Origin of the sequence: Pedobacter kyungheensis (assembly GCF_000812965.1) — a bacterium.
GTDB lineage: Bacteria > Bacteroidota > Bacteroidia > Sphingobacteriales > Sphingobacteriaceae > Pedobacter > Pedobacter kyungheensis.
Window position 1 is genome coordinate 117488 of record NZ_JSYN01000004.1, and the last position, 19772, is coordinate 137259.

Genomic DNA, 19772 nt, shown 5'->3' on the forward strand with positions numbered 1-19772 from the left:
CTGATGGCACTAAAACAAATAACAATTAAAATGGGAAGATTTATCCCATTTTAATTGAACTATCCGGTTATTCTATTCCGCCACCCAGTGCCCGGTACAAATCAGTTAGGGCGGTAAGCTTTTCCTGTTTTATTGAAATGGCTTCCAGATCGTTTTGCAGGGCATTATTTTGTGCTGTAATAACCTCAAGATAGGTGGCCATGCCACTTTTATAAAGCAATAAGGCATCTTTATTAGCCTTGTTCAAAGAGGCCGATTTAGCATCAATCAAAGCCAGCCTTTCGTCTGCATGTACCGATTGGCTCATGGCATCAGAAACTTCAGCAACAGCTGTTAACATGGTTTGTTTAAATGTTATAACCGATTTTTGCTGTTCAAGGAGCGCAGTTTGATAAGCTGTTTTTAATTCTGCTTTCTGAAAAACAGGTTGCGTCAGGTTCGCAGCAAGAGTATTAAATATCGAACCCGGAATATTAAACCAGTTTTTGATATTGAACGCATTTAATCCCGATTGTGCTGAAAGGCTTATTGACGGATACATGGCTGCTTTGGCTAATCCGGTTTTGGCATTTGCCGACCTTACCAGCAATTCGGCTGCTTTTAAATCAGGCCTGCGCGATAAAAGCATAGCAGGAACACCTGTTGCAAAAATGGCATCCGGAGCCACACTGGCTAATGTACCCGAGCGTTTTACCGCGTCGGGATATTCTCCACACAATATGCTAAGCGCATGCTCCTGCATCTCTATATTTTTTTGCACAAGTGGTACTAAAAGTTCAGCTGTTTTTTGCTGTGCTTTAACCTGCTCAACTGCCAGCGAGTTTACCTGCCCGGCACGGTATTGCAGATTTAGCATGCTAAGCGTACTGTCGCTTAATTGTACATTTCTTTTCGCTATGCGTAATTGCTCATCAAGGCCAATCAGGTTATAATAAGCCTTTGCAACCTGTGCTATAATTTTGGTTTTTACTGCGGCAATATTTTCTTTTTGAGCCAGGTACTCGGCCATTGCACCACTTTTGCGCATCGCAGCCTTTCCCCAAATGTCGGCTTCCCAGGCCAATTGTAAATTGGCATTGTAATCATCAATGTAACTGGTGCTTACAAACTGGCCTGAAAGTGAACCATTGAGTGAGTTTTTAGATTGAAAACTGCGGTTTGCGCTTACTGCGAGGTTAAGTGTTGGCAATATAGATAGTTTGGCTTGTTTAAAAGCCAGATCAAGTTGTTCCATAGTTAACAAGGCAGTAGCCACTTCGGAGTTTTTATTAAGAGCGTTTTCAATAAGCAGATTGAGTTGGGGCTCCTTAAAAAAAGATTTCCACGGAAGCAGTACTGTATCGCCGGTTAAGCTAATCTGATTCCGGTATTGCGCTGGCGTTGAAAGCGTTTGTCGGCTATATTTGCCACCTACGGCACATGATGCCAGTAAAGTAACAATAGCCAGTGCAGGTATAAGATGTTTTAATGTTGTTTTCATGATACGATGTCTGCTTTTTGTATTTGAGTTTTGCGCGAAACTTTCTCCTGAAGGAACTGGAAGAGCATAAACAGCATAGGGATGATGAATAATCCTAAAATTACCCCGCTAAACATACCGAATGCTGCACCAAAACTGATTGATTTATTTCCGGTAGCAGTTCCTCCGGTAGCAGTCATCAGGGGAATCATCCCAGCGATAAAAGCTAATGAAGTCATGATAATTGGGCGCAATCTTTCTTTTGCACCTTCATAAGCTGCGTTTACAATAGAAAGGCCTGACTGACGGCGTTGTACTGCAAATTCGACGATTAAGATTGCATTTTTTGCCAGCAAACCAACCAGCATAATTAAACCAACCTGCACATAAATATTATTGTCTAAACCAGCCAGTTTTATACCGGCAAAAGCACCAATTACACCTGTTGGTATAGATAGTAATACCGCCAATGGCAACAGATAACTTTCATATTGGGCAGCCAGTAGGAAGTACACAAACAATAAACACAGACCAAATATCATTACAGTTTGGTTGCCTGAGGCTTTTTCTTCCAAACTTAATCCTGTCCATTCGTAGCTGTAATCGGATGGGAGCTTATTTAATACTTTCTCCAGCGTTTCCATAATCTGGCCATTACTGAAACCCGGGGCAGCACTTACGTTAATGGTAACAGCATTGTACAAGTTGTACCTGTTTACCGATTCCGGACCATACACTTTTTGTAAGGAAAGCAAAGCTTTTGCAGCAACCATTTCGCCCTGGTCATTTTTAACAAATATTTCGTTAAAAGCATCTTCATCTGTTCTGAAAATACCATCGGCTTTAATACTTACCCGGTAAAATTTTCCAAATCTCGAAAAATCTGCAGATTGATCGCCTGCAAAGTAAACCTGCACAGCATCCAGCAATCCGGCAATGCTAACGCCCATTTGTTTGGCTTTATCTTCATCAACCTCAAGTTCCAGTTGCGGGTAATCGGCCCTGAATGTGGTATAAGCATACTGAACGCCCGGTTGCTGCATAATCTGACCGATTAATTTATCGGCCTGCGATTTTAAGGAAGCCATATTGCGGCCAAGTCGATCCTGCAGCACAATTTCTGCACCAGCGGTTGTTCCAAAACCTTCAACCGGAGGCATACGGAAGGCCATAACCTGTCCATCTTTTACAGAGGCCAGCTTACCTGTAATAATTCCCATTACGGCATCAATATCCTTAACAGCACCACGTTCTTTAGGCGCTTTAAGCTTTACAAAACCCATGGCGTATGATGGGCCTGCACTATTGCTCAGGATGTTAAAACCAGTAATATTGGTATTATTGTCAACAGCTTCTACCTCTTTTAATAGCTTGTCGATTTTAGCAACTGTGGCTGTTGTGCGGTTTAGCGCTGTTCCGGCAGGCATGCTTAAACTATATACAATAAAGCTATCATCTTCCATCGGTACAAAACTTTTAGGGGTCGTCATCATCATCCAGCCTGCAAGAGCGATAATTGCCAGGGTTAATCCGCCAGCAAACCATTTATATCTCGTAAGGAATTTTAAACCATCGGTGTACCGGTTTGTTAACCGGTTAAAAGCTGAATTGAAGCCGGTAAAGAAGCGTTGCGAAAAATTTTGTTTTTGCTTTTTATGCTGGTCATGCCCATCATGATTGTTCTTTAAGAAAAGTGCACAAAGGGCAGGGGTTAACGTTAAAGCGTTAACTGCCGAAATAATGATAGAAATGGCCAGCGTATAAGCAAATTGCTTGTAAAATATTCCGGCAGATCCGGTCATAAAGCCAATGGGAATAAATACTGCCGACATAACCAGGGTGATGGATATTACGGCACCCGTAATTTCGCTCATGGCCGAACGTGTGGCTTCGCGCCCGGTCATATCCGAACCTTCCATTTTTTTATGTACTGCCTCTACCACCACAATGGCATCATCTACAACAATACCTATGGCCAGCACCAGTGCAAAAAGGGTTAAAATATTAATGGTAAAGCCAAATACAAGCAGGAAGAAAAAAGTACCAATAATGGCCACCGGAACTGCAATGGCTGGTATAATGGTCGATCTAAAATCCTGAAGGAAAAGAAATACAACAATGAATACCAATATAAATGCTTCTATCAATGTCGATTTAACCTGACCTGTAGCTTCATCTAAACGTTCTTTGGTGCTCATTAAGGTATAATATTTAATACCCGGAGGAAAAGATTTCGATAATCGCTCAAGCTCAGCCCTTACACCAATTTCTATTTCGTTGGCATTAGAACCGGTAGTTTGTAAAATGGCCAGTGTAACCGCGTTTTTTCCGTTCGATTTATTATCTCCACTGTAAGAAATGGAACCAAATTCTACCCTGGCTACTTCTTTTAAACGCAGTACATTGCCTTTTTGGTTTTTTATCACCATGTTTTCGTACTGTTCGGGCAGGTTTTTCTTGCCTTTGTAACGCATCACGTATTCAAGTGCAGCGTCTGATTCTTCCCCCAGTTTCCCTGGGGCTGCTTCTAAGCTCTGATCGGCAATTGCTGCTTTAATGTCAGCAGGAACCAGGCCTGCATTCGCCATTTTCTGCGGATTTAACCAAATTCTCATCGAATAATCTTTCGCTCCGAAAACCTGTGCCTGGCCTACACCCGGTACACGTTTAATTTGCGGAATAAGGTTAATGTTGGCATAATTCTGCAAAAACAATTCATCATATTTTGCATGGTCTTCGCTATACAGGTTGAAGATCATAATCATGCTGTTTTGTTGCTTAGAAGTGGTAAGCCCCATCCTGATTACTTCCTGAGGAAGCTTTGGTGTAGCTTGCTGTACCCTGTTTTGTACATTTACAGCAGCCTGATCAACATTTACACCTTGCTTAAAAATAATGCTTATGGAGAATGACCCATCATTACTTGCAGTAGATTTGATGTACTGCATATCTTCTACACCGTTAATCTGTTCTTCTAAAGGTGTTACCACCGATCTGATTACCGCTTCGCTATTGCCGCCAGGATAAGAGCCACTTACCGAAACCGTAGGAGGCGAAATATCCGGAAAACGGGTTACCGATAATCTGGTCAAACCAATTATACCCAAAATAACGAGCACAATAGAGATTACGGTAGCCATTACTGGTCTATCGATTATATTCTTTAACATAAAATAAATTCTAAAATTTAATATTGGATATGATTGCGCTAGGGCCTGGCAACTTTTGGCTTAACAACCATTCCCTGCGCCAGGATTTCGATATTGTTTGTTGCAATCCGATCGCCCGATTTTAGTCCGCTTTTAACCAGGTAATTTTGACCTGATTTGCCGGCAATTTCCATGGGCTGCATGTTCACTTTATTGCTATCGCCGAGGGTGTATACAAAAAACTTATCCTGTATATCTTTAACACTGGCCATCGGGATAGTCATAACCGAACTGAGTGCGGTATTAATTACTACGCGTACCGAGCCTCCTGAGCGTAAAAACTTATCTGGATTAGGGAAAATAGCTTTCATAGCAATGGTTCCGGTTGTTCTGTCGATATTTCCACTTGCGGTTTCTAATTTTCCTTTTATCCCATATAAACTTCCGTCAGAGAGGATAAGGTCAACCCCGGTTATTTTTTCGCTATTGCTTTTACCCCCTTTAAGTATGCGCAGATAATCGGCATCGCTCATGGCAAAATAAACATATACTTCATCGATTTCAGAAAGCGTAGTCATTGGATTTGCATCAGCAGGAGTCACTAAATTTCCAATGCGGTTAGGAATACGGCCAATATAACCGCTAACTGGTGCTTTTATTACCGAAAAATCGGCATTAATTTTTGCAGCGTTAAGGGCTGCCTTAGCTTGCGCAACAGCGGCTACAGTGGCTTTATAGTTCGATTCGGCAGTTTGTAGCTGTACATCGGTAACTACTTTGCCTGCTACTAAAGGTTTAATTTTTTCAACCTCCAGTTTTGCCGTTGCCTGATTGGCCAAAGCCGCACTCAAAGCAGCCTCGTTATTGCTTATTTGTGCATTTAGTGCATCACCTTTAATGCGGAAAAGCGTTTGCCCGCTTTTAACGTAATCGCCTTCCTTTACATATATAGCAGCCAGATACCCCGTAGCCTGTGCTTTAATGTCAACATTTACTTTGCCTTCAATAGTACCGGGATATTTTTTTTCTATACCCGCATTTCCTGTACTTAAAGTAATAAATTCTACTTCAGGGCTGGCTTCCTGTTGCATTGCATTATCGTTTGCGCTAGTGCCACAGGCGGCCACTAAAGCAATGGTGCTTATTGCCAAAATATTGTACAGGCTAGCTTTTATTTGCTTATAAGTTATTGCCATTCTTTTTTAAGATTTGATTGTATGGCAAAAAGACAAAGAAATTAAACGCGCGAGGCTGAATAATTGACCGAAACGGAAGAATTTGCTGCTGAATCGTAGGAAACAATGGCTGAAACTATGCGGCAGGATCGGGCAATTGGCTAATAGTGCGAAGCGCGATTTTTGGTTAGAAGAAAGTCCTTTGTGTGGTTGTTCTTTAATTAATAATCCATCCAGTTTCTAAATTGCTGCGCCTTTTCGCGGCTAACAATTACCTCGGCTTCCGGATTGTGCTTTAGCTTAATTTTTAGTTTGCCATTAAAATAATTGTGGATGTTTTGTACCGCATCAATGTTAATGATAAACTGGCGGTTAGCCCTGAAAAATTGTTTAGGATCGAGCTGTTGTTCCAGCTCTTCCAGAGTTTGACCCAGGTTTTCTTCAGTAGAATTATTCAAAAACGCCCTTGTAATTTTTAATTCAACATAAAAATAAGCAACTTCATTTACCAAAAGCGTTTTAAAACCATCACGATAGGGAAGAAGAAAACGACTTCTATAGGACTTGCGATCTAAATGGTTAAGCAGGTTTTGAACTGCAATCATCGGGTCTGGTAAATTTCGCTCCTCCACTTTCTCAATAGCCAATGCCAGTTCATCCTGATCAATCGGTTTCAGAATGTAATCGACACTGTTGAATTTAAATGCCCTCACCGCATATTCATCATAGGCCGTGGTGAAAATAATCGGACATTTAAGATTAGTTTGCTCTAAAATTTCAAAACTCAAGCCGTCTGATAATCGGATATCCATCATAATCAGGTCTGGACAATCGTTTTTTAATAACCAGGCCATACTTTCAGATACGCTCCCCAATACATCCAAAATAGCAATATCTGGACGTACAATGCCAATCAATCTTTTTAAACGATCGGCATTTGGTTTTTCATCTTCAACGATTAGAATATTTTTAATCATAATTTAATAAGTGGAACAATTACCGTAAACTGCTGCGAATCTTGTACAATTGTGGGTAATGCTTTCCCCAGTAACCGATATCTCTTTTTAATATTATCCAGACCAATACCCGCTGAAACTGGTTTCCTGTCCAGTGCTTTAATTCCATTACTAACCGTTAATTCTTCAGAATCGGTGCCTTTTATTGAAATTTTTAAAGGGTCGTCTTTCAGTAATTTATTGTGTTTTAACGCATTTTCAATCAGCAGCTGTAAAGTTAATGGTGGTATACGCAGGTGGTTCAATGCCGGATCAATTTCAATATTAAACTGAACACCTGTGCCGGCTCTTTGCTGTAAAAGAAAAATATAGGCATGGATGAATTTAATCTCGTCGGCCAGGCTAATTAGATCTTTTTTGGCATTGAGTAAGAGGTAGCGATACACTTTAGAGAAGTTTTCGGCGTATTCATAACCCAGTTGCTGGTCTTCAAGTATCAATTCGGAAAGCACGCTCAGGTTATTAAAAACAAAATGAGGGTCGATTTGCAGTTTCAAGGCCAGTAATTCGGCTTCGGCAGCAGCTTGCTCGTGCTGTGCTGCTTTTACTTTATTTTCAAGTGCTTCCATCGCCGAACTTTTCCAGTTCATGATCAGGAAATTGCCAGTATTGATTCCGCTAATCATTAATCCAATGAGTATGCTTACCACAATAAACTGGGCAAAATCAGTGAGGTCTTGCGGAGACATTTCCCTTTTTTCTTCACCGCTTAAGGCGATATGGATTAAAACCTGAAAAAAAATAAGAATCAGCACCAATATAATATTGGCAATGGTTTCTATCGAAAGTCGTTTAAGCGGGGCCTGGGTCCAGGGAAAGCGTTTATTTAGCAGCTTATGCATAAAAATGCTCGATTCTGACATAATCACACAGAATAAGAAGGTGATAGTCATTTCGCCCAGAATTTCATAGTATGATGAATTGATATATTCTACCCACCACCTCGAATAGGGATTGAGTACATAAGATACCAGGTAAAACATAATAAAAGCAAAAATCACGATCATGATTCGTTTGCCTTTATTACTAAAATAGATGTCAATTATCTTCATAATGATGCCGATATCAGTTCATTACCACAACTGATAATTGCAGGATACCTCAATTACCGATTGGCAAATCATTTATCTGAATCCAAATTTCGTTTTTTTTGGCTGATATCTGCTTTTTTTTCTGCTCTGGTGGTTTTCTTTACCACTGAAGCGTTGATATGGCTTACTGAGGCAGATTGTGCTCCATGTTGCTTATAAAAAGATAATGGCAATGATCTAACAACCCGCAGTTTGTGTTACATATCGGCTTACCAGTGTGCTAAGCTGCGCAATATCAAATGGTTTGCGTAAATAAGCATCGAAACCCATTTTACGGTAAGTCAAATCTATATCCGGATTACAGCTTGTGGCAATAAGGCCGGTTTGCGGGCATAAAACGCTGATTAATCTACATAATCTGGCCGGTCGGAGCAAGTCTTGAAAACAATCCATTATTACCAAATCTGGTGTATAGCTTACCACGGCAGTAGTTAAATCGCTATCCCAGTAAGGAAGATTTTTTACCTGACAGCCTTCTTCGGTTAATATCAGACTAATAATTTCGAAAATAGCCACGTCGGGCTCATATAGAAATATCTTTTTCATGGGTAGTCCTCCGAAAAAGATAAATCCTCCGCCTCCGGGGGGAATATTTTAAGGATATTACAATATAGTCAAAATTAATTTACAAAACGAATTTATGGGGTATTATAAGTGTTACGCTTTATGATTTGATCTGTTTATTTGATGCCATTTTGAATGGATGTGAGATCTAAAAATGCATCGGGAAGTCCTGGCGAACTCACCTGCAGCTTAATATTTCCGGTAGTGTGCGTACTCTTTACAATAGCCAAAGCCTTGCCATTCCAGGCCTTTCTGGTATTTGAAGTATAAGGTGTAATGTCTTTCAGATTGGCATTATCTGTGGCTGCCAGGCTTGCTGCCCCTGTTAATTTAAAAGTCAGCGTATTGTTTGCATCAGGTTTGATATTCCCATCCTTATCTACTATTTCTGCAGTGATAAACGAGAGGTCTTGTCCATTAGCCAATAGCCTGTTTCTATCAGCTTTTAACCTGATTTTATAAGCCGCTGCAACAGTTTTCAAAATTGAGGCTGTTGTTTCTTTGCCGTTAACTACACCTACAGCTTTTAGCTCGCCTGGTTGATAAGGAATGGAAAATACAGCCTTAAACTCCTGTTTGGCGGTAGTTTCCTTTTCGCCGATTAGTTTGTTGTTGAGGTAAAGGCGTACAGCGGGGTATTTGGCATAAATTTCTACCTGTATTGCTTTGCCTTCGTAACCCGGCCAGGTCCAGCTTTCCCAGGTCGGCCAAACCGACCACATGGTTTCTTTAATTACACCTCCATTAAGTGGATTGGGCTCTTTTACTGCGAGGTAAATTTGTTCGTTATCATTATAAAGCATGCTCCGGTAGTGCGAAATGGGTTTTCGCCAGCCTGTTAAGTCAATATCACCGCAATAGGCACCATGCCACGGAAAAAGATCGCGTTCCCAATGCTGCCCTTCCAATTCTCCGGGGTAAAAATAGCGCCCAATGCCCGATTCGCCCAAATAATCCATGGCTGTCCAAACAAAATCGCCGATAATGTAGCTGTTTTGCTGTACCAACGCCCAGTTGGCAAAGGCATCTCTGGGATAAGATTCTGTTTGTACAATAATGCGTGAGGGCACCCGCTCATGATCTGCCTTTGCATGGTGTAATTGATAATTGTATCCGGCTACATCGTGCGCTGCCATTAGCGGATCAAACATGGCCCAATCTTTATCCCAGGTAGTCATGGCCGAAGTAACCGGTCTTGTAGTGTCATGTTTTTTTACATAGCTTGAAAGGAGTTTGGCTGTTTCTATCGCCTGCGGTTCTTTGCGTTCAATAATTTCATTACCAATGCTCCACATAATGATTGAGGGATGGTTACGATCGCGTTTAACCATTGCGGCCACATCAAGTGCTGCCCAATCGTTAAAATATAAAGCATAATCATACTTGTTTTTGCCCGTACGCCAGCCATCAAAGGCTTCATCAACTACGAGGAGCCCCAGTTTATCGCAGGCTGCTAAAAAGGCTTCTGATGGTGGGTTATGTGAAGTGCGAACGGCATTAAATCCTGCGGATTTTAACAGCTCAGCTTTTCTTTCCTCGGCGCGATCAAAAGCTGTTGCACCCAAACTGCCATTATCGTGATGTACACAACCACCATTTAGTTTGATGTTTTGGCCATTCAGTTCAAATCCTTTGGTAGCACTGAAATTTATTGAGCGGATGCCGAATGGCTGAGTTACCTTGTCTAAGAGCTTTTTATCTCTTCTTATTTCAACCTCTGCCTGATATAAATCTGGGGTTTGAATAGCCCATAAGTCTGGGTTTTTCACTTCAATTTGCTCAGTTACCTCCTTAAAACTATTGGGGTTTATGTTAACCTGAACAATCTTTGTAGCTGCTTTTTTGTGGGTTTTATCAAAGAGCGAAATAGATAAGGCAACATTTTTAGGCATATCGGTATCATTTTTAAGTTTAGCTGCTACCTGAACGGTGGCTTTGTTGCTGCTTACCTTTGGTGTAGTAATAAAAACGCCCCATTGATCGATGTGAACCGGATCTTTACTCACCAGCCACACATGACGGTAAATTCCTGATCCGCTATACCAGCGTGAGTTTTTTTGTTGGGCGTTATCAACCCGAACGGTGATGGTATTTTTAGCACCATATTTCAAATAAGGACTCAAATCGTAACTAAAAGCTGAATAACCATAAGGGTAAACACCCAGCGATTTACCATTGATGAAAACTTCGGCATTCATGTAAACGCCTTCAAAATAAACAGATATGCGTTTATTTTTTGCACTGGCTGGCAAAGAAAATGTTTTACGATACCAGCCAATCCCTGCCGGAAAATAACCACCATCGTTTCCCATTGGATTTTTGGCTTCCATTTTGCCTTCAATACTCCAGTCGTGAGGCAAATCGAGCCCACGCCATTTTCGATCGTCAAAAGCAGGAGCACTGTAATCATCGGTTTGGTTAGCCAGGCTAAATTTCCAGCCATAATCAAAAAGCTGTTTATCGGCATTAAAGTTTTGTTGTGCACCCGAATTGTGTGTTAAAAAAATAAGGAGGACAATTAGCGTTACACAATTAAAACCAGAACGGAAAGATTTTTTCATGGGAGGTTGATTTATACTTGGTTGGCATGAAGATATAAATAATAAACGTTATATGCACGTTTAAAAATAATAAAATCAAATATGGGCTAAACCATTACGCCTTAGCAGGATTAGGATTGTTTATTGAAAATATAGGAAATGGCTGTTTTGTTGTGGATTTGGAGAAGAGGGGCAGAAAACTGATGGAGCTTAACCAGACGAAGAATAAAGTGTTTTTGGAGCCGAATAAACTAATCTATTCGGCCCTTTAAACTTAAAACCGCCTTTCTCGGCCTTTGTTACGAAGTAATTCGATCAAAATACCGAAACCAGAAAGTAGTGAGAATACGCCGATGATTAGGTTGGTTCTGTCATCCATGAAGTTTTAGTTTAGGTTTTCAAGATATAAACTTCAAATGACATTAAAAAGACAATTAGTAAAAAAAGAGCAAAAAAGAGTAAAAAAATAGTAAATAGTCATTTTTTACCCATTTAAATAATCAGCTCACATTGCTCAGAAAATTGAATTATCACATTTTAAAAACCAATATCTGCTCACAAAGGTTTCTTTAACAGGCATTTCGGCCAGTTTAAAATAAACGATAATGAGTTTACAGGCGTACAATCAAAAACGAGATTTTAAAAAGACCACCGAACCTAAGGCTGGGATGAGTAAAGACAGCAAAAGATTAATGTTTGTGGTTCAAAAGCACGATGCTTCGAGGCTCCACTACGATTTCCGGTTGGAAATGGGTGGGGTTTTAAAAAGTTGGGCTGTACCCAAAGGGCCTTCACTCGATCCTAAAATTAAACACCTGGCCATGATGGTAGAAGATCATCCTTTCGATTATCGCAATTTTGAAGGCATTATTCCGAAAGGAGAATATGGTGGCGGAACCGTAATTGTTTGGGATCAGGGTTGGTACGAAACGATAGAAGATATAAAAGGAAAAAAAGCCCAGGAAAATAATTTGCTTAAAGAACTGGCTAAGGGATCTGTTAAAGTACGTTTACACGGGCAAAAATTAAACGGGGAATTTGCTTTGGTAAAAACTAAAGGCATGGGCGAAAATGCCTGGCTGCTGATTAAACATGATGATGAATTTGCCACTAAAAAGGATGTCACGAAACTGGATGAATCGGTACTTTCGGGAAAGACTATTGCGGTGATGGAGAAAACCAGTCAAAAGGTATGGAAATCGGGTAAAGCACAAACTATTAGTGATGAAAAGCTGGCCAAAGCCGTAAAGATTAAAAAAAAAGTTAAAAGTGATCCGGAATCTGCTGATCTGCAGGACGAAAATCCCGATCCGGCTAAATTGCTTAAAGGGGCACCTAAATCGGTCATTTTAAAAAATATAAAACCCATGTTGGCCACGCTGGTGGATAGCCCTTTTGATGATGCAGACTGGCAATATGAAGTGAAGTGGGATGGGTATCGCGCACTTGCTTTCTTGAATAAAGATGAAGTAGAACTGCTTTCGAGAAACAAAAAATCATTTAACGAAAAATTTTATCCTGTTTATGAGCTCTTAAAATCGCTGAAACTAAACGCCGTTTTGGATGGAGAAGTATTGGTGCTGAATGAAAAAGGCATTTCGAATTTTGGTCAACTGCAAAACTGGCGGAGTGAAGCCGACGGTGCATTAACTTATTGCGTTTTCGATATTTTGTGGTATAAAGGAAAGGACCTTACCGGCCTTACGCTGGTTGAAAGACAGGCGATATTGAATGAAATATTACCTCAAAATAACGATCGCATCCGCATTTCCAAAGTTTTTGATACCAACGGAACAGCATTTTTTGAAGCTGCTAAGAAGATCGGGCTAGAAGGAATTATGGCCAAGCGTAAATCTTCCGTTTATAGCATAAATAGCAGATCCAAAGACTGGCTTAAAATAAAAATCAATAAAAGGCAGGAAGTGGTGATTGCTGGTTTTACCAAAAACAAAGACACTTCCAAATCTTTCAGTTCGCTCATATTAGCAGTGTATAAAAAAGGTAAATTAACATTTGCTGGCAAGGTAGGCACAGGTTTTTCTAATCAGGATCAAAAGGAGCTGATGAAATTGTTTGAACCTTATATTACGAGGAAAAGCCCTTTTGAGGTTATTCCTGATGTAAATAAGCGCTCGCGATTTCAATACATGCAACCCAATGCAGAGATAATCTGGATGAAACCGATACTGGTTGCCGAGGTAGAGTTTACCGAAATTACAAGCGATGGGGTGTTCAGGCATCCTTCGTTCAAAGGAATGCGCGAAGATAAAAAGGCTACAGAAGTGGTAAGGGAACAAGCTGAAACAGTTAAAGAAATAGTTAAGCAGGCTGAAGATAAAAAATTAGACAATAAAGAAATATCAAAAATGAATGCTGATAACTTGTTAAGTGACAAAGGCGACAGACAAGAGCTTAAAATAAAGGGTAAAACGCTTGAATTTAATCACCTTTCTAAGGTTTACTGGCCTGGTGAGGGCATTACCAAACGCGATTTGTTAAATTACTATGCTGCAGTATCGGAGTATATGTTGCCTTATTTAAAAGATAGACCGCAATCTTTAAACCGTTTTCCGGGTGGGATAAAAGGAAAGCCTTTTTACCAGAAAGATGTTAAGGGAAAAGCTCCTGAATGGGCAAAAACTTTTCCTTACTCAACCGGCGATGGCGAAGAGAAAGAATACTTGTTAGGCAACGATCTGGCTACACTCTTGTGGATGGTATCACTGGGTTGTATTGAAATCAATCCCTGGTTTTCGCGTGCTAAAAAGCCCGATTATCCGGATTATTGTGTGATAGATCTTGATCCCGATCAGCAGGATTTTGATCAGGTAATTGTAGCCGCACTTCAGGTAAAAGAGGTGCTCGATGCCATTGATGTACCCAGTTTTCCTAAAACTTCGGGATCAACCGGAATTCACATCTATATTCCGATGGGGGCAAAGTATACCTACGAACAAACACAGCTTTTTGCAAGGATTATAGTGGAAGCCGTTCATGCCGCTTTGCCCGAGTTTACGACGCTCGAACGCAGCATTGCCGCCCGCAAAGGGAAAATGTACCTCGATTTTTTACAAAATCGTCCGGGTGCAACCATCGCCGGACCATATTCGGTAAGACCAAAGCCTGGTGCAACGGTTTCTATGCCATTGGATTGGGATGAAGTTAAACCAGGCTTGAAAATGAAAGATTTTACCATTTTTAATACCATGGCTAGGCTAAAAGAAAAAGGCGATCTTTTTAAAGGTGTGCTGGGTAAAGGTATTGATCTGAAAAAGGCCATTCAAAAAGCTAAGGATCAATTTCAGTAGTTTCTATTACCCCACTACGTCATGCTGAACTTCCGCCCGGCCAGTCGGACGGGTGTTTCAGCATCTCTTCAATCTTGAATAGGATCATTAAAACGAGAGGTCCTGAAACAAGTTCAGGAAGACGATCATATTTTCTTATCGGTTGGTGACTCACCAACCGAAATACGATCACTGAGCTGATTGGTGCGCCACCAACCAGTGAGATCACAAAACAATCGGCTTTGCCAGACTGTTAGTAGTGAAGTTAAATTTATTAAGATGAGATCAATCTGGAAAGGTTCAATTGGATTTGGGCTGGTTAATATTCCGGTTAAATTATTTTCGGGTGTCGAAAACAGTCACCTGGATTTAGATATGCTGGATGAACGAGATCATGAGAAAATCAGGTTTATGCGGGTCAACGAAAAGACACATAAAGAGGTACCCTTTGATAAAATTGTAAAGGGGTATTTTTTGAAAGATCGTTATATCATTTTAGATAAACATGATTTTGAAGAAGCATCGCCAGAAAAGACAAAAATTATTGAGCTGGAGAATTTCGTCGATATCGAGGCTATTAATCCAATATATTACGAAACTTCATATTATTCAGAGCCCGAAAAGCAGGGGAGAAAAGCTTATGCTTTATTGTTAAAAGCCCTGGTGAAATCGAAAAAGGCTGGTGTAGCTCGCTTTGTTTTGCGCAATACAGAAAACCTTTGCGTTATTCATCCCATGGATGATGTAATTGTGATTACTAAAATTCGTTTTCAGCAGGAAATCAGAAGTTTATCTGAAATAAATAAAGTAGGAGATATTAATATCACTAAAAAGGAAATGGATGTAGGACTGGCTTTAATTAAGCAATACAGCTCGTCCTTTGATTTAGGCGCATTTAAAGATGAGTACAGCGATGAACTGCTTAAAATTATAAAGGCTAAGGCCAAAGGTAAGCGGGCTACGGTGAAGAAAATGAAACCACAAAAGGCGGTAAGCGACGATCTTTACGATCAGTTAATGGAAAGTCTAGGCACAAAAAAAGGCGCTTAAAGCTGAATGTTGTGCTGGATAATTCTAAAATATACCGGCTTTAAACAACTGTAGCCTGCCACAAGGCAAGCTACAGCTTTAATCTTTCTTATTGAATCTGTGACCAGTTAGCCGAATTTGCGTACCCTGTAAATCAGCGATAGCATAAAATAACGGCCAAGTCGGTTTACTTGCTTGTCGACAATTACGTTATCAAATACATCTCTCGATATACCAGAATTCTGATCAAAAAGGTCAAATCCTTCTACGCGGATAGCAGCCATGTCGTTTTTCATAAATTTATATTCCATCGAGAGACGAAGCAGGGTAGGATTACGTACCGATCCGTTATCAAATCCGGTATTAATCTGCTTGCTGAAATCGTAGCCCAATGTAAGAGCTTTAAAGAAATAATTCCGGCCTTCAATACCATACTCAAAACGATTCGACTGGCGGTTACTAAAACTTGTATTCGAATAGCTGGTCAGGTTTTGAGAATAAGCTGTTTGAAGTTCGAAATTGGTAATGTCTTTCAGATCCACTCTGAACTCCAGTTCCTGCCGCCAGGAAATGTTTTGCGCTTCAATTCTGCTATCGTCTGTAAACGAAATGTTGTTGTTTAATTGTCCTGAACCTGAATAGCCGATGGTAAATTTACGTTCAGCCGAAAGTGGTTTGCTGATATTATAATCGCCTTGTATGGTGTAATAGCCATCGGTATTGGTGTAGCTGGTTAACTGATTTACGGTACCGGGTACACGTGCTTTTGTGGTTACAATTTTATTGTCAGTTCTTTCGTATCTGAAATTGGCCAGAATCACCTTCCCCGCATTCCAGTCTGCCTGTTTATAGTGGGCATTCACACTGTGTACAAATTCAGGCTTCAAATCGGGGTTTCCTGTAATTACATTTTGCAGGTTGGAGTTATCAGAAATGGGTTGCAATTGCAAAAAGCCCGGTTGATTGTTTCTGCCCCAGTAATTTACATCAATAGATTGCTGGTTAGAAAATTTATAAGAAAACCTGCCTGATGGGATCAAGTTAAAAGTACGGTTTTCGGTTTTAATATCACGACTGAGGTTTTGTCCGGTTAAAACAGCCGGTTGTGCATTAAGCCCCAGCGTATAATTTAGCTTTTCGCCAATGTAACGGTAATTCATCCCCACTTTATTGGTTACAAACTGGTAATCGTAAATATTGCTGAGCTGTGGGTTAAAAACCTGGTTGCCTGCGGTTACATCGTATGTCTCTTTAGCATTATTAGTCGAAGTACGGTTCCAGTTGTAGTTTACCTCGATAAAGGTTTTATGCCATAGCGGCTCCATATAAGATACGCCAACATTTAAACCCAGGTTATTGTTGTCCTGATTGTTCAGCTGATTTTGAATTAACGAATCGGTTTTACTGTCCAGGATATTGATGTATTGATTGTAAGCGTTTCTGTCGCTGCCGCTGTTTGAGTAGTTGATGTTACCCCAGCTGCTCAGGTTACGGCCTTTTTTAGCGAATTTGTGATTGTAGAAAACATTTGTCTTGGCACTAAAACTGTTCGAACTGTTTGCATTGGTCGATTCGCGTCGGGTAAATAAAGTATCTTGCGTAACCAGCGATCCACCTGTGCTGTTACCTATTCCGGTGTTGTAGTTAAAATTTGGCGAAATTTTCAAGTAGTTCATCGTATCGATTTTATACTCGAGGTTACCACCCATCCAATGGCTGTAATTATCACTCTTGTTATTGTTTTGCGCATCTTCCAAACGGTTGATGTTTTGCCCATCGCCTTGTAAAATATTCTGTGTATAAGTGCTGCTGATGGTATTGTTGCGGTCGTTATTGAAATTATAGCCGGCATCAAGCGAAAATTTAGGGCTAAACTCATTTTTGAAGTTTAATCCGACAGCATTCCGGGTAGTTACGCCATCGCCGCCACCACCACGCATGTTGGCATTGGCAGAGGTAGCATCAAACGAAAGTTGACGTTCGCCTTTCATGCTGTTACCCCTGAGGCTCGTGTTATAGCGGTCGGCATTACCCACACCTGCCGAAGCACGGGCGAAATAACCTTTCTTTTTATCTTCCTGGATGGTTAGGTTCAATATCTTTTCTGGTTCGCCGGTTTTAATGCCGGTCAATTTAGCCTGATCTCCGTAGTCATCAATAAACTGTAGGTTTTTAATGATATCTGCCGGCAGGTTTTTAATCGCTGTAGCCACATCCGTTCCAAAGAAATCTTTTCCATTTACCCGTATTTTGGTTATCGGCGAGCCCTGACTGGTTACATTCCCGTCTTTATCTACTTTTACACCTGGTAATTTTTTCAGCACTTCATCTACAGCATCACCATCGCGCACTGGAAAGGCTTTGGCATTAAAACTCACGGTATCTTCGGTTACTTTTACAGGCGGCACACCCGAAATCACCACTGCATCCAGCGTATTGGAAGAAGGCTTTAATTTAATGTTTTCAATCGTAAGGCTATTGCCTTTTTCAATCTGATATTGTTTGCTAAAGGTATCAAAACCAATAAAGGCGGCTGAAAGTGTAAACTGTTTCGATTTAATTTTGCCAATGGTAAAAGTTCCATCATTATTGGCCGAAACGCCAATGCTATCGGTTTTGGATTTAATTCTGACCACTGCGCCCGGAAGGGGGAGTCCGGCGGTATCGAGTACCGTTCCTTTAATTGAATAATTCTGGGCATAGCTGTTGACGAAAAATCCCGCAAAGAGAATCAGCAGCCAAGCCGACTTCATATAAAACTTCATAAATACATTTGTGTGCTATAAAGGTACGGCACAGGTATTTAAAAGCCGTGGCGCGTAATCAACATGTTACCGATTGTTCTGTAAAGGAAATGTGATAAAGCGAAGCGTAATGTATGGAGGTGGGGATCGTGATTACACGGCGGCTTTTCAGTCGACAGTTTGTCCTGTTTTTACGGGGGGAAGCAATCTTAGAATGTAAGCTACCTGTTAACACATTATGATTGCTTTTCGAAAGTCTTATCCTGTGGACACATCTTTTTGTAGGTAATTTAGGCATCCTGCTAAACTTGCTTTGAAAGACCACGGCCCTGGGCGAAGAACGCCGTCAATCCCAAGGGCTATGAAAATCAAAAAACAGGAGCAGAGTAGTACAAATGGCACTGCCAAACCTAAAACGCAGTGGTTTTGTGCTCATGTTTGCACGAATTTTTATTTAAGTACTAACAAACAAAACGAAGTGCCACTGTTTTTTGATGTGTATAGGGTTGTGCAAAAAGCCCATTGCTGGATTGACAGAGCGCTTTGGGTACTTTGGCGCTCCAAAGTACCATGCCCCCGCGGCATAGAGCGGAAAAAAATCTTCCATTTGTATATATAAGATAGCTGAAAACAGGGAAGATTGCTCGCTTGAGCTAGTAGAACCTTAAACATGGTTCGCTAACCTTTTTACTGCATTAAGATTGCCAGTCAAGCTGGCAATGACGGATAGTGCAAAGGGAATTACAAAAGAAGCGTCTACGCCATAGCCGAAAGTCGGAACGGATGTCACCCCTCCCCGCAATGAAGATCAGTTGAGAGGAATGACAAGGCTATAATTCTTTATTTATTCGTAATCACGGTCATTTTAACATTGGCGTTGTTTTCGCTTCTTTCGCCGGTTGCCATAATCGTGTACATCTTACCGTTTTCTATTTTTACCTTTTCAAGGCTGCTGATCACCTGAGTGTTTCCATTTTCTCGTAAGTCGAAATTTACTTCGGTAGCTACCGCCATATTTTCGAAACTAGTAGCGCTTTTATAAGCCAGGTTGCTGAACACGGGTTGTTTACCGCGTACGTTTAAATCTAACCCTTTTGCACCTGGGCTTAAGTTAACAAAACGGATTTTTCCACTGTCCTTTGCTGCGGCATTCAGGTTGTCTTCAATTAAAACCAGTGTGGGAGCTGCTACTGTACCGCATACAAATGCCGAGTAATTGCGGCCGGCTGTAAAGGTAAAATCTGAAGCGGCAATTGCAGTAGTTGAACCTGCATTGCTTACTTTAATGTTTAACTTTCCTTCGGGTATTTCGCTGTAATCGCTGTGCAGCAGGGCATCCAGACTGGCTTTTTTAGTGCCGTTTATATAGAAATCAAGTTTGCCTGTAAGGTCAAGACCGTTGTTAAACGATAGGGTAGCGGTTGTGGCCACTGGTTGATCGGTGTTGCTGTCTTTTTTGCAAGCAAATAAACTAATGGTTAACAAGGTTACAGCCAGTGTGTGCTTTAAATAATTTACTGTAATTTTCATTATAGAGATAGGGATTTTGTTTTGCCATAGAAACGGACGTGAATAGCTTTTTGCTACAATGAAGGCTGATAGATGCGTAGCTGGGAGGCTTAATAGTTAATAATCTTATGCATAATTTTTATAACTTTATATATAAAAACCTGAAAACTAAGCTGCAATAAGGATAATAGATTTTAACTATTTACGCA

The 19772-nt window shown here is 40.6% G+C and carries 11 protein-coding genes; 2 read left to right on the forward strand and 9 right to left on the reverse strand.

All coding sequences use genetic code 11. The features are described from left to right. Nucleotides 1-67: 67 nt before the first annotated feature. From OC25_RS04545 to OC25_RS04575, 7 genes are all read right to left on the reverse strand, one after another. Nucleotides 68-1480, reverse strand: a complete 1413-nt coding sequence (locus tag OC25_RS04545) for an efflux transporter outer membrane subunit (RefSeq protein ID WP_209435564.1) — start codon at nt 1478-1480, stop codon at nt 68-70. Then, a complete protein-coding gene (locus OC25_RS04550) occupies nt 1477-4629 on the reverse strand; it encodes an efflux RND transporter permease subunit (protein ID WP_039472251.1) in 3153 nt (1050 codons plus the stop codon). Before OC25_RS04550 ends, OC25_RS04545 begins: the two co-directional genes overlap by 4 nt. 38 nt (nt 4630-4667) lie before the next feature. Next, nucleotides 4668-5804, reverse strand: a complete 1137-nt coding sequence (locus OC25_RS04555) for an efflux RND transporter periplasmic adaptor subunit (protein WP_039472253.1) — start codon at nt 5802-5804, stop codon at nt 4668-4670. A gap of 200 nt (nt 5805-6004) precedes the next feature. Beyond that, a complete protein-coding gene (locus OC25_RS04560) occupies nt 6005-6760 on the reverse strand; it encodes a LytR/AlgR family response regulator transcription factor (RefSeq protein ID WP_039472256.1) in 756 nt (251 codons plus the stop codon). Further along, nucleotides 6757-7851: a sensor histidine kinase gene (locus OC25_RS04565; protein ID WP_039472257.1), complete on the reverse strand. Its 1095-nt coding sequence runs from the start codon at nt 7849-7851 to the stop codon at nt 6757-6759. The genes OC25_RS04560 and OC25_RS04565 overlap by 4 nt, the downstream gene beginning before the upstream one ends. Before the next feature lie 216 nt (nt 7852-8067). Further along, a complete protein-coding gene (locus tag OC25_RS04570) occupies nt 8068-8436 on the reverse strand; it encodes an ANTAR domain-containing protein (protein WP_039472259.1) in 369 nt (122 codons plus the stop codon). Between the two features lie 134 nt (nt 8437-8570). Beyond that, on the reverse strand, nt 8571-11015 hold the full coding sequence (locus OC25_RS04575) for a glycoside hydrolase family 2 TIM barrel-domain containing protein (protein ID WP_039472261.1): 2445 nt from the start codon (nt 11013-11015) through the stop codon (nt 8571-8573). A 584-nt stretch (nt 11016-11599) separates the two neighbouring features. Between OC25_RS04575 and ligD the strand changes: the two genes are divergently transcribed. Continuing rightward, nucleotides 11600-14302, forward strand: coding sequence for a DNA ligase D (ligD, locus tag OC25_RS04580; protein WP_039472263.1), 2703 nt, complete (start codon nt 11600-11602; stop codon nt 14300-14302). A 258-nt stretch (nt 14303-14560) separates the two neighbouring features. Beyond that, on the forward strand, nt 14561-15331 hold the full coding sequence (gene ku, locus OC25_RS04585; protein ID WP_039472265.1) for a non-homologous end joining protein Ku: 771 nt from the start codon (nt 14561-14563) through the stop codon (nt 15329-15331). Between the two features lie 107 nt (nt 15332-15438). On the opposite strand, the gene OC25_RS04590 is transcribed toward ku, so the two are convergent. After that, nucleotides 15439-18063: a TonB-dependent receptor gene (locus tag OC25_RS04590; RefSeq protein WP_167335361.1), complete on the reverse strand. Its 2625-nt coding sequence runs from the start codon at nt 18061-18063 to the stop codon at nt 15439-15441. Nucleotides 18064-18894: 831 nt separating this feature from the next. Further along, nucleotides 18895-19584 carry a DUF4397 domain-containing protein gene (locus tag OC25_RS04595; RefSeq protein ID WP_039472269.1) on the reverse strand — a complete coding sequence of 230 codons (690 nt, stop codon included), beginning with the start codon at nt 19582-19584 and terminating at the stop codon, nt 18895-18897. Between the last annotated feature and the right edge of the window lie 188 nt (nt 19585-19772).

Excerpts from the sequence above, each read along its gene's own strand:
- OC25_RS04545 (WP_209435564.1), bottom strand. The coding sequence starts at position 1,480 with ATGAAAACAACATTAAAACATCTTATACCTGCACTGGCTATTGTTACT.
- OC25_RS04590 (WP_167335361.1), bottom strand. The coding sequence starts at position 18,063 with ATGAAGTCGGCTTGGCTGCTGATTCTCTTTGCGGGATTTTTCGTCAAC.
- OC25_RS04565 (WP_039472257.1), bottom strand. The coding sequence starts at position 7,851 with ATGAAGATAATTGACATCTATTTTAGTAATAAAGGCAAACGAATCATG.
- OC25_RS04570 (WP_039472259.1), bottom strand. The coding sequence starts at position 8,436 with ATGAAAAAGATATTTCTATATGAGCCCGACGTGGCTATTTTCGAAATT.
- ligD (WP_039472263.1), top strand. The coding sequence starts at position 11,600 with ATGAGTTTACAGGCGTACAATCAAAAACGAGATTTTAAAAAGACCACC.
- OC25_RS04575 (WP_039472261.1), bottom strand. The coding sequence starts at position 11,015 with ATGAAAAAATCTTTCCGTTCTGGTTTTAATTGTGTAACGCTAATTGTC.
- OC25_RS04550 (WP_039472251.1), bottom strand. The coding sequence starts at position 4,629 with ATGTTAAAGAATATAATCGATAGACCAGTAATGGCTACCGTAATCTCT.
- OC25_RS04595 (WP_039472269.1), bottom strand. The coding sequence starts at position 19,584 with ATGAAAATTACAGTAAATTATTTAAAGCACACACTGGCTGTAACCTTG.
- OC25_RS04560 (WP_039472256.1), bottom strand. The coding sequence starts at position 6,760 with ATGATTAAAAATATTCTAATCGTTGAAGATGAAAAACCAAATGCCGAT.
- ku (WP_039472265.1), top strand. The coding sequence starts at position 14,561 with ATGAGATCAATCTGGAAAGGTTCAATTGGATTTGGGCTGGTTAATATT.
- OC25_RS04555 (WP_039472253.1), bottom strand. The coding sequence starts at position 5,804 with ATGGCAATAACTTATAAGCAAATAAAAGCTAGCCTGTACAATATTTTG.